The sequence below is a fragment of the Pseudomonas sp. GM60 genome (assembly GCF_000282415.1).
Taxonomy (GTDB): domain Bacteria; phylum Pseudomonadota; class Gammaproteobacteria; order Pseudomonadales; family Pseudomonadaceae; genus Aquipseudomonas; species Aquipseudomonas migulae.
On record NZ_AKJI01000172.1, the window covers coordinates 1 to 10,918 of the forward strand.

General features: G+C 60.9%; 9 protein-coding genes. 3 read left to right on the forward strand and 6 right to left on the reverse strand.

Annotation, left to right across the window (positions count from 1 at the left end; genetic code table 11):
- Window positions 1-89: 89 nt before the first annotated feature.
- Window positions 90-1,736 (reverse strand): GMC family oxidoreductase, encoded by a 1,647-nt coding sequence (locus PMI32_RS00490; protein ID WP_008035626.1) that lies wholly within the window; start codon window positions 1,734-1,736, stop codon window positions 90-92.
- Between the two features lie 121 nt (window positions 1,737-1,857).
- On the opposite strand from PMI32_RS00490, the gene PMI32_RS00485 reads away from it, so the two are divergent.
- Window positions 1,858-2,754, forward strand: a complete 897-nt coding sequence (locus PMI32_RS00485) for a LysR family transcriptional regulator (protein WP_008035628.1) — start codon at window positions 1,858-1,860, stop codon at window positions 2,752-2,754.
- A gap of 94 nt (window positions 2,755-2,848) precedes the next feature.
- On the opposite strand, the gene PMI32_RS00480 is transcribed toward PMI32_RS00485, so the two are convergent.
- The 3 genes from PMI32_RS00480 to PMI32_RS00470 form a co-directional block, all read right to left on the reverse strand.
- Window positions 2,849-3,949, reverse strand: a complete 1,101-nt coding sequence (locus PMI32_RS00480; RefSeq protein WP_008035630.1) for a DNA alkylation repair protein — start codon at window positions 3,947-3,949, stop codon at window positions 2,849-2,851.
- A gap of 78 nt (window positions 3,950-4,027) precedes the next feature.
- Window positions 4,028-5,836, reverse strand: coding sequence for a monovalent cation:proton antiporter-2 (CPA2) family protein (locus tag PMI32_RS00475; RefSeq protein WP_008035632.1), 1,809 nt, complete (start codon window positions 5,834-5,836; stop codon window positions 4,028-4,030).
- A 137-nt stretch (window positions 5,837-5,973) separates the two neighbouring features.
- Window positions 5,974-7,053 (reverse strand): sensor domain-containing diguanylate cyclase, encoded by a 1,080-nt coding sequence (locus tag PMI32_RS00470; RefSeq protein WP_008035634.1) that lies wholly within the window; start codon window positions 7,051-7,053, stop codon window positions 5,974-5,976.
- 163 nt (window positions 7,054-7,216) lie between these two features.
- On the opposite strand from PMI32_RS00470, the gene PMI32_RS00465 reads away from it, so the two are divergent.
- A complete protein-coding gene (locus PMI32_RS00465) occupies window positions 7,217-7,555 on the forward strand; it encodes an FKBP-type peptidyl-prolyl cis-trans isomerase (protein WP_032829259.1) in 339 nt (112 codons plus the stop codon).
- Window positions 7,556-7,669: 114 nt separating this feature from the next.
- Here the strand turns inward: PMI32_RS00465 and PMI32_RS00460 are convergent, their stop codons facing one another.
- Window positions 7,670-8,701 carry a D-cysteine desulfhydrase family protein gene (locus PMI32_RS00460; protein ID WP_008035638.1) on the reverse strand — a complete coding sequence of 344 codons (1,032 nt, stop codon included), beginning with the start codon at window positions 8,699-8,701 and terminating at the stop codon, window positions 7,670-7,672.
- 116 nt (window positions 8,702-8,817) lie between these two features.
- Window positions 8,818-9,930, reverse strand: coding sequence for a cytochrome P450 (locus PMI32_RS00455; RefSeq protein WP_008035640.1), 1,113 nt, complete (start codon window positions 9,928-9,930; stop codon window positions 8,818-8,820).
- 82 nt (window positions 9,931-10,012) lie between these two features.
- On the opposite strand from PMI32_RS00455, the gene PMI32_RS00450 reads away from it, so the two are divergent.
- Window positions 10,013-10,843, forward strand: coding sequence for an ArsR/SmtB family transcription factor (locus tag PMI32_RS00450; RefSeq protein WP_008035641.1), 831 nt, complete (start codon window positions 10,013-10,015; stop codon window positions 10,841-10,843).
- The last annotated feature ends 75 nt before the right edge of the window (window positions 10,844-10,918 follow it).

The window sequence follows — 10,918 nt, forward strand, 5'->3', positions numbered from 1 at the left end:
GGCGAAAGCGATGTGTCAGTCAATACTGATGGCGCCTGACACACAGCCTTCGCCAGCAAGCTGGCTCCTACAGGTTTTGTGTTTGGAGGTCAGGCATTGGTCACCAGTTCCATCGGTGAGGTCGGGCTCCTTGTGGCGGGGTTGAGGATGAGTTGTGCGGCCTTTTCGGCAATCATCAGCGTCGGCGAACAGGTGTTGCCCGAGGTGATGCGCGGCATGATCGAGGCGTCGGCGATGCGCAGGCCGGGGATGCCGTGGACTTTCAATTCGGCATCGACCACCGCGTCCCCGTCGTTGCCCATGCGGCACGTACCGACCGGATGGAAAATCGTCGTACCAATTCGCGCGGCGGCTTCGTGCAGTTGTTCTTCGCTCTGCAAACTGTCACCGGGCAGGTATTCCACCGGTTTGAACGCTTGCAGGGCGGGCGCGGAAACGATGCGCCGGGTCAGGCGGATCGCATCGGCGGCGACGCGTAAATCTTCCGGATGGCTCAGGTAATTGGGTTGAATCAGCGGCGCGTCCTGCGGGTTGACCGAGCGAATGTCGATTCGTCCACGGCTTTGCGGACGCAGATCGCAGACCGACGCCGTGAAGGCCGGGAAGGCATGCAACGGCTCGCCGAAGCGCTCCAGCGACAGCGGCTGCACGTGGTATTCGAGGTTCGCCGAAGTCTGCTCCGGCCCCGAGCGGGCAAACGCACCGAGCTGACTCGGCGCCATGGACAGCGGGCCACTGCGGTCATACAGATAACGCAGCCCCATGCCGATCTTGCCCCACACACTGCCAGCGATCTGGTTCAGGGTGCGCGCGTTTTGCAGTTTGTAGATCAGCCGCAGTTGCAGGTGATCCTGCAAGTTGCCGCCCACACCGGGCAGCTCATGGGCCACACCGATGCCCAGTTTTTCCAGGAGCGGGCGAGGGCCGATGCCGGAGCGTTGCAAGATGCTCGGCGAACCGACGGCACCCGCGCAAAGGACGATTTCCTTGCGCGCCTTGAAGGTTTTCGCCTGACCCTGCCAACGCGTACTGACCGCCGCTGCACGGCCGTTTTCCAGGAGCACGCGGTCGACTTCAACGTCGGTCAGCACGGTGAGATTGGGACGATGGCGGACCGGTTTGAGAAATGCCTTGGCCGCGTTCCAGCGAATCCCGGCCTTCTGATTGACCTGGAAGTAGCCGCAGCCTTCGTTGTCGCCCTGATTGAAGTCATCGATGCTGGCGATGCCGCTTTGTTCGGCCGCGCTGCGGAACGCATCGAGAATTGGCCAGGACAGTCGCTGACGCTCGATCCGCCATTCCCCGGCGGCGCCGTGAAATTGCGAGTCGCCGGCAAAATGATTTTCGCTTTTCTTGAACAGCGGCAGCACATCGTCCCAACGCCAGCCGGGATTGCCATCGGCTGCCCAACCATCGTAGTCGCCGGCCTGGCCGCGCATGTAGATCATGCCGTTGATTGAGGAGCAACCGCCGAGCACTTTGCCGCGCGGGTAACTCAGGGCGCGACCTTGCAGGCCTGCTTGCGCTTCGGTCTTGAAGCACCAGTCGGTGCGCGGGTTGCCGATGCAGAACAGGTAACCCACGGGGATGTGAATCCATGCGTAGTTATCGCGGCCGCCGGCTTCGAGCAGCAGGACCCGGTGTTGCGGGTTGGTCGACAATCGATTGGCCAGCAAACATCCCGCCGGCCCGGCCCCGACCACGATGTAATCGTATTCATCAAGGGAAGTCTGCATCCCTGACCTCGTATTGTTGTTCTTGTTGTCGATCATCCTAGTTGTTAGCTTTCGTCAAAAGAATGTTAGTTTTTGCGCAGCCGCTGTGCGTTTTTAAACAGCGTATCCCTAAGGACGGTTCATGTTCGATTGGAATGACCTGCGGTTTTTTCTCGAATTGCAGCGCAGCGGGCGTTTGCTCACCGCTGCCCGCCGTTTGAACACCACCCACGCCACCGTGGCCCGGCACATCGAGGCCATCGAAAAAAGCCTCGGCACGGCGCTGTTCGTCCAGCACGCCCAGGGTTATGAATTGACGCCGGCGGGTGAAGCGTTGCTCAAACACGCCGAAGCGATGGAGAACGTCGCCTTGCTGGCCCAGGAAGAGATCACCCAATCGACGGCGCCGCTGGGCAAGATTCGCGTGGGGGTGACCGAAGGCCTGGGCATCATGTTCCTCGCCAGTCGCATGAACGGTTTGTTCGAGCGCTATCCGGGGCTGGAAGTGGAGCTGGTGGCGGTGCCGCGATTTGTCAGCATCCTCAACCGCGAAGCGGAGATCAGCATCCACCTCGAACGCCCCGCAGCCGACATGCTGGTCACGCGCAAACTCACTGACTATCGCCTGGCGCTGTATGCCAGCCAGGCTTACCTCGACAGGGCACCACCGTTGCGCAGCCGCGAAGACCTCGGGCGCCACGCGTGGATTGGCTATGTCGACGACTTGCTGTTCAGTCAGGAATTGATGTTCCTCAACAGCTTCTGCCGCAATCCGCAGGTGGTGTTCCACAGCACCAGCGTGATCGCCCAGCAACAGGCGGCGCGCTCGGGGTTGGGGATTGCGGTGCTGCCGTGCTACATGGCCAGCGCCGATCCGCAGCTGGTGCCGCTGTTGCCGGATGAAAGCATCCAGCGCAGCTACTGGATCAGCACCCGTCGCGAGCTGCACAAGTCCGTGCGGTTGCGGGTGTTGTGGGATTACGTGGTGGAGTTGTGTGAGCGAGAACAAAACCTGCTGCTAAACCCTGACCCTTTGTAGGAGCGAGGCTTGCCCGCGAAGGCGGTTTTGAAATTGATACCAGACTCAAGGGCCTCTTCGCGGGCAAGCCTCGCTCCTACAGGGGATCGCGTGTTCAGGGGAGGATTTCGAAGGCCGTGCTGGCGAGGCGTTCGCCGTTCACCAGGATGTGCACCGCATGTTTGCCTGCGTAATGTCGGCGCGTCGTCAGTTCCTTGATGTGCTGACCACGGCTGAGGAGGGCGGTCGCTTGGCCGGGCAGCGTCAATGCCTTGAGCTTGAACACCTTCGCCGAGGTGCTGCCATTGGCTTTGACGTAATCGATGGCGTAGTCGATCACCAGGCGCTGACTGTCCTCGACCGTGGATTTGACGCTGAAGGACAAGGTGATTTTCTCCCCCAGGCCAATCACGGCCGGTTCAACGTTCACATCAATGATTTCGACCTCGGGCTTGCCGCCCGCGCCGATGATCGCCAGCGCCCGCTGGTTGCCCTGTTTGATCAGGCTGCGTAGTGCATGTCTGGCGATCCATGCGGTATGCCTGTTCTCCAGCGACCAGCCTTCGATCAGGTCCAGCACCCACTCGGGATGGTCCTTGGTGATGTCGTTGAGGTGGTTGGCCACCGACTTGCGCACGTAAAGGCTGGCGTCCGCCTTGAGGTTGTCGAGGATCGCGGCGGCGAGGCTCGGGTCGGCCTGAATCTGTTCCAGGCGAAATGACCACGGCAGGCGTGGGCGACAGCCTTCGCTGGCCAGGCGCCGGACATGTTCGTTTTCATCCAGCGACCAATCGTGCATCACGGCCAACGCGCGCTTGAGGTCACTGCGCAGGAAATAGCGGATCGCGAATTCAGCAGAGCCGAATGTGGTGAAGTATTTGAGCGCAGCCATGGACGGCTCGAAAGCATGGGCGCCGTAAGTCGCGACGTAATGCGGCAGCGAGATGCTGACGAAACCGCTGTTCAGGCGCGGGGCGAGGGCGCGCAATACCTCCAGCGACTCGTCAAAACCCAGCGGCAGCACCGCGTGCAGAGATTCGCTGACCCGGGCCATGCGCTGCATGATCGACAGCTCGGCCAGTCCGTCGTTGGCCAGTTTCAGGAAGGCTTTGGCATTGAAATCGGGGTAGACCGCGGTCATCTCGGTAGCGATGTGCTTGAGGCGCTCGGCGTTGAAGATTTCCTTCAGGGCGGGGGCGGGTTGGTCGGCAGCCATGGTGGATTCCTTTGACATGAGTATTTATCCAGATGCACCGCGTTATCGTTCATCGCGGGCAAGCCCGCGATGAGGTCCTCAAATCTTGGCGGATTGTTCTTCAAGCTGATCCGACTCAAACAGCTTCGCCAGTTCCGCCCTGGCTTCCTGCGCGGTCTGCAACACCTTCGCCGCATCGTCATACACCGCATGCTGCGCTTCCAGCACTTGCTCGTCGTGATGCTGGAAACGCTTGATCCGCGCATCTGCCTGCGCTTGGGTCAGGCCCAATCCCACCAGCGTGCGCCGGCTCATTTCCAGGCTCGAATAATAGGTTTCCCGAATCGCCTCGGCCCCCAGGTCCACCAACCGGTGCACATGCTGACGGTTACGGGCGCGGGCGATGATCTTGATGTGCGGGTACAGCCGGTGCACGACCTCGGCGGTCTTGATGTTGGTGTCCGGGTCGTCGGTGGCGATGATGAAGTATTCCGCGTGCTCGATCTTGGCCGCGCTGAGGATTTCCGGGCGCATCGGGTCGCCGTAGAACACCGGCACGCCGCCAAAGCTGCGCGACAGTTCGATGGTTTCCACCGAGGTGTCGAGGGCGACGAACTTGATGTTCTGCGCGCGCAGGATACGGGCGACGATTTGCCCCATCCGGCCCATGCCGGCAATCACCACACGCGGCTCGTCGGTGTCGATCTCGCGGAATTTCTCCGGCACCACCACCGGCTGCACCTTGGGGCTGACCAGTCGCGCGCAGATCAGCAGCAACAACGGCGTCACCGCCATGGACAGGGTGATGGTCAGCACCAGCAGATCGTACAGGCGCGGTTCGAACAAATTCTGGTCGCGGCCGATCTTGAACACCACAAACGCAAACTCACCGCCCGCCGCCAGTACGATGCCGAGGCGAATCGCACTGACCTTGCCCAAACCGCCAGCCAGTCGCCCCACGACAAACAGCAGCGGCAGCTTGATGGCGATCAGCAACAGGGTCAGGCCCAGCACCGTGATCGGTGCGCTGAGCAGCAGGCTGAGATTCGCGCCCATGCCGACGCTGATGAAAAACAGCCCCAGCAGCAGGCCCTTGAACGGTTCGATCTGTGCTTCCAGTTCGTGGCGGTATTCGGAATCCGCCAGCAGCAAACCGGCGAGGAACGCGCCAAGTGCCATCGATACGCCGACCAGATCCATCAGCCACGCCGTGCCGATCACCACCAGCAACGCGGTGGCGGTGGAAACCTCCGGCAGACCGGTGCGGGCGACCACACGGAACACCGGTCGCAGCAGATACCGTCCGCCGATCACCACCACGGCGATGCTGCCCAAAACGCGCAAGCCGTGGTTCAAATCCTCAGTCGCGGTGGTGGTGTGATCACCGCCCGCCAGCAACGGCACCATGGCGATCAGCGGGATCGCTGCGATGTCCTGGAACAGCAGAATCGCGAATGCCAGACGCCCATGGGGGCTGGTCAATTCCTTGCGTTCGGCCAGGCTTTGCAGGCCGAAGGCCGTGGAGGACAGTGCCAGGCCCAGTCCCAGCACAATCGCGCTGTTCAACGGTTGGCCAAACACGAACAGCGCCACCACGCCAATCACCGATCCGGTCAGTAGCACCTGCGCCAGACCGACGCCAAACACCGATTTGCGCATGACCCACAAGCGTCGCGGCGACAGCTCCAGGCCGATGATAAACAGCAGCAACACCACGCCGAGTTCGGAAATATGACTGACGCTTTGCGGGTTGCCGATCAGCCCCAGCACCGACGGCCCGATGATCACCCCGGCAAACAGATAACCCAGCACCGCCCCCAATTGCAGGCGCTTGGCTAAGGGGACGGTGAGCACCGCCGCGAACAGGAACACGACAGCGGCTTGCAACAGGTTGCCTTCATGGGGCATGGGGAAACTCCAGAACTCGGTACGGCGGGGGGTACAAGGATAAAGGCTGAGACGACGGGCGCAAGCCAGGCCTGCAATGATTGTATGAATGGCGCGAGTGCAACAATCGGGACTGTTTCAGTGCACTCGAAGTCCGATCAGGTTGATTCGACACGACTGTGGCTCAACCCCTGCTCACCCAGCCGATACTGATTATTCCCGCTGCGTTTGGCCGCATACATCGCCAGGTCCGCAATATGAATCAACCGGTCCATGCTCGGCGCATGATCGGGGAACACCGCGACGCCCAGGCTGGTGCCGATGTGGCGCTGGTCATTGCCGATGGTGACGGGGGGAGAGAGTTCGACGAAGATTTTCTGGCAGATGTTGCGGGCTTCGTCTTGCAAACTGCCGCCTTGCGGCAGGCCCTGGAGGATGACCACGAATTCGTCGCCACCGATGCGGGCGACGGTGTCGGTTGAGCGCAGGATTCGCTTCAGGCGCGTGGCGGTGGTGACGAGTACGCGGTCGCCGGCGGCATGGCCGTAACGGTCGTTGATCGCCTTGAAACCATTGAGGTCGACGAACACCAGTGCTACTCGGGTGGCGGTGATTCGGGCTTGTTCCAGTGCCTCGGACAAACGCTCTTCGAGCACCAGCCGGTTGGGCAGGCCGGTCAACGGGTCGAAATGGGCCAGGTGCTGCAGGTAACTGGCGGAGGCTTTTTCCTCGGTGATGTCGCGGACCACGCCCATCATCTTGATCGTTTCATCGTGGTTGTTTTTCACCACGTTGCCGGTCTCGCGCAACCAGCGGATGGTGCCGTCGGGCCAGATGACCCGGTATTCCTCGTCATGGTTCTCGCCGGTTTCCAGGCAACGCAGCTCACCGGCCCGGACCCTGACCCGGTCGTCGGGATGCACGCAGGCGCAAAACAAGGCGTAGGAGGGCGTCACTTCGCCGATCTTGAAGCCGAACATGCCGTAAATCGCGTCCGACCAGTAGAGCCGATCGGTGTCGACATCCCAGTCCCAGGTGCCGATTCGGGCGAAATACTGGCTGCGTTTGAAGCGTTCGGCGTCGCTGTCCTGATGGATGTTTTGTCGTTCGGACAGGTGGGTGATGAGCACGCGATATTCGTCGAGCTGCTTTCGCAGCGAACGCTCGCGACAGATCAGCGCGATAATCAGGGCAAGCAGCAACGCGCAAATGGCTGCGCCGGTCCAGACATGAATCATGCAGAGGTTGCCGTCATGGCGTTTTGATTCCTATGGTAGGTGCTGCATATCTTAGTTCACGCCTAGTGGCAGAAACAGGCCGTATGGGTTGCCAATCGCGCACGTTTCTGGGAAAACGGCGCCGTTACGTCCAATTGGGCGAGTGAACAATAGAGTGAACATGATGAATGATGAACTGCAGGTAATCGATCTTGACGCGGGCGACGGCAAAGCTGCCGTCAAAGGTGCGCTGATCACCACCCAGTATCGTGGCTGGCTGGAAGACGGTAGCGAGTTCGATTCTTCCTACAGCCGGGGCAAACCTTTCCAGTGCGTGATCGGCACCGGACGTGTGATCAAAGGCTGGGATCAGGGGATCATGGGGATGCAGGTCGGTGGCAAGCGCAAATTGCTGGTGCCGGCGCATCTGGGCTATGGCGAGCGCACGATTGGGGCGATCCCGCCGAACTCGAACCTGATTTTCGAGATTGAATTGCTGGAAGTTTTGACGCGGGATGATTGATTGGCGCGTCAGTGGGGATGTGTCGTTTGTCATAACGCCATCGCCGGCAAGTACGCAATCCCTGTAGGAGCCGGCTTGCTGGCGATGAACGATAACGCGGTCAATCTGGCATGACTAACCCTGAAACGTCTCCCGATACGCATACAACTCCGGTGTCCCGCCCGTCATCACAAACAACACGTTGTCCCCGGCGCGAAAACGTTCTTGCTTGAGATCCGCCACCAACCCGGCAAACGCCTTGCCGGAGTACACCGGGTCGATCAACAAACCTTCGGCGCGAGCCATCAGCCGCACGGCGTCTTGCATGGCTTCGGTAGGCAGACCGTAACCTTCGCCCAACTGACTGCCGTCAACGACGATCTCTTCGGGTCGTACGCTGGCGTTGCCGCCGAGTAATGCCAGCGTATCCTGGGTCAATTTCAGGGTTCTGGTCGCTGACGATTCCCGATCCGACAACACCGAGTAAGACTTGACCATCGAGGCCCCTCGGTCCAGCAACTGGAAGCCAGCCGCAAGCCCGGCGTGGGTGCCGGCGCTGCCGTTGGGCACCACGACCTGATTGAAGAGCAGGCCGAGTGCCGTCTCCTGCTGCATGATTTCTGCGGCGCAACGCGCATAACCGAGACTGCCGAGGGGCGTTGAACCGCCCATGGGAATCACCAGCACCTTGTGCCCCGCGTCCCGAAGTTGCGCCGCGCGAGCCTCGGCCCGGGCGAGCGAGTCGGTGCCTCCCGCGAGCACTTGCAGTTGCGCGCCAAACAATTGGTCGAGCAGCACATTGCCGTTGAGTTCGTAATCCACATCAGTCTTGGGGACCGAGCGCGTCAGGATCAATTCGCAGGCGATGCCTAAACGTGCGCAGGCTGCGGCGGTCAGGCGTGCATGGTTGGACTGCACGCCGCCGACGGTAATGACCGTATCAATGCCGGCCTGCTGCGCCGCACCAATATGGAATTCGAGTTTGCGCAGTTTGTTGCCGCCACCACCCAGCAACATGTGATCGTCGCGCTTGAGAAACAGGCGAATTCCTCGCGTCCCCAGGCCCAACAGCTGTTCGAGGCGTTCGGCTCGTTGAATGGGCGTGGGGCCTTGCAGAAGGTCTGCTCGCGCAAAAGCGCTCAGGGCTTTGTCCAGTTGGGTTTGCATCGATGGCGCCTCGCTGACGTTTATCAGAGTGACTCTAGGGAGAAAGTCACTCGCGATAAACGCATTGCCAGTCATTACACCCTTAACCTGATGTAACAAATGTGCCGGCGTGCTCTTCACGAGAACAGCGGGATTCGGCCATTCAGGGAAGGGCGGTAGCGCCAGGTCAATCGCTCCAGCGCGGGTTTCAAGGCCAGAATCTGCCTCAGCGTGGCGCTGGCGATACTCATGGCCAGCACCTGCCCGGGACATTGATGGCGACCGGCGCCGAAGGTGAAACTGCGTCGCTGCGGGCGTTCGAGCATGAATGCATCAGGCTGCTCATTGAACTGCGGATCGCGATTGGCCGACGCCAGCATCACCAGGATTACATCGCTTGCATTGAAGTTCATACCCTCGATTTCACAGGATGCGGCGACGAAGCGACGGGTGTTCTGTACCGGCGGATCGAAGCGCTGGACTTCGGCCAACAGGTCGTCAATGTTGATCGAATCGTTCAGCCACTGCGGATGTCGAATCAACGCCAGTAACGCATTGCCGATCAGCCCGGCGGTGGCTTCATAGGTTTGGGAGAACAGGCCGATGAGGTTGGCAATCAGGGCTTCGCTGTCGTCGGAGGTTGCCGAAAACCGCTGGCGGATACCGGCAAGAAGGGCGCTTTGGTTGTCCGGGTCGTCCAGCAGCTCAATGAAATAACCACGCAATTGTTCCGCCGCCTTATGGGCTACGTCCAGGTGTGCCTGAGCGCTGAGGGGCGACAGGCACGCGACGAAATCCCCGGTCAGCTCGCTGATCACCCGAGCCTGTGCGGGCGAAAACCCCAACAACGCTGCCACTACGCACACCGGGCCAAGAAACATTGCCTTGTGCAGCCCTTCGGCGTCGGGGCTGAGCAACCGCGCACCGACCAACGCATTGACTTCCTCCCCGTCAATAAGCGCCACCTCCGGCTGGATCGCCGATCTTGGGCAACGCTGGCGTTCGCCCTCGTTCATGCGCATCAACTGACTGAAGACCTTGCCGGCCATGCCACTGGCAATGGCCTTGGGCACTGGTTCGTGAGTCGGCCGCACGTGACAGTCAGGATGCGCCAGCACCGCCGCCACGGCTTTGGCGCTACTGGCCACCCACAGTTTCAGTCCCTGGTGAAAAACCAGTCCGCCTTGAGCGCGCAACTGCGCGTAATAAGGATAAGGATCGGCATGAGTCGCAGCGATGATCGGGTCCATGGGTCGCAGCCTTGTTCGTGGTGGGAGAAGTGTTGCTACTATCTCCAGTCCGAAAAGGGCTTGATTCGTCCGGGAGCGAAATATGAACGCAGAACTTCACGACCTCGGTGTTTCACAGGTGGCGGCGGCCATTGCCGAACCGGCCCGGACCAAAATGTTGTGTTCTTTGATGGACGGCCACGCCCGCACCAGCACCGAGTTGGCGGCGATTGCCGAAGTCAGCGCTTCCACTGCCAGCGCGCATCTGGCCAAACTCAAGGACCTGGCGCTGCTGCGTCTGCATGTTCAAGGGCGTCATCGCTATTACAGCCTCGCGGACAAACGCGTGGCCCAGGCGCTGGAAGCGTTGATGGTGATCGGCCAGAACACCGCGCCGACGTTCAACCCACGCACCCCGGACCGCCTGCAATTTGCCCGCACGTGCTACGACCACATGGCCGGCACGCTGGCGGTGTTGCTGCATGACCGGCTGCTGGAAAAAGGCTGGTTGCTGGAAACCGATGAGCAGGCTTATCGGCTGAGTGACAGCGGCGAGGCGTTGTTCGAAGGGCTGGGCATTGAAGTCAACGACCTGACCACGCAGCGCCGACGGTTTGCCTGCCCGTGCCTGGACTGGAGCATGCGCCGACCGCATCTGGGTGGTTCGTTGGGCGCGGCGTTGCTGCAAACGGCGATCAAGCGCAAATGGGTGACGCAGGATCTGGACAGCCGGGCGCTGACGTTGACCGCGTTGGGCCGCAAGGAAATCGGCGCCCGGTTTGACCTGAAGCAAAGTCTGCCCGTAGGCGAGCTGATTCCGGGATTGATCACCCAGGCCGGTCAGGCCAGCGGCATCAAGGGCAGGGTGGGCAAGCGGATCACGTTGGCGAACGGAATTTCTGACACGGACTCTCGGGAAACACAGAACCTGTAGGAGCCGGCTTGCTGGCGATGGACTCCAGTGCACCGCGGTGAACCAGTCAGTAAGCGTTATCGTTAACGACCATCG

Coding starts and splice junctions, on each gene's coding strand:
- PMI32_RS00450 (WP_008035641.1), top strand. CDS start 10,013: ATGAACGCAGAACTTCACGACCTCGGTGTTTCACAGGTGGCGGCGGCC.
- PMI32_RS00490 (WP_008035626.1), bottom strand. CDS start 1,736: ATGCAGACTTCCCTTGATGAATACGATTACATCGTGGTCGGGGCCGGG.
- PMI32_RS00475 (WP_008035632.1), bottom strand. CDS start 5,836: ATGCCCCATGAAGGCAACCTGTTGCAAGCCGCTGTCGTGTTCCTGTTC.
- PMI32_RS00455 (WP_008035640.1), bottom strand. CDS start 9,930: ATGGACCCGATCATCGCTGCGACTCATGCCGATCCTTATCCTTATTAC.
- PMI32_RS00480 (WP_008035630.1), bottom strand. CDS start 3,949: ATGGCTGCCGACCAACCCGCCCCCGCCCTGAAGGAAATCTTCAACGCC.
- PMI32_RS00485 (WP_008035628.1), top strand. CDS start 1,858: ATGTTCGATTGGAATGACCTGCGGTTTTTTCTCGAATTGCAGCGCAGC.
- PMI32_RS00470 (WP_008035634.1), bottom strand. CDS start 7,053: ATGATTCATGTCTGGACCGGCGCAGCCATTTGCGCGTTGCTGCTTGCC.
- PMI32_RS00465 (WP_032829259.1), top strand. CDS start 7,217: ATGAATGATGAACTGCAGGTAATCGATCTTGACGCGGGCGACGGCAAA.
- PMI32_RS00460 (WP_008035638.1), bottom strand. CDS start 8,701: ATGCAAACCCAACTGGACAAAGCCCTGAGCGCTTTTGCGCGAGCAGAC.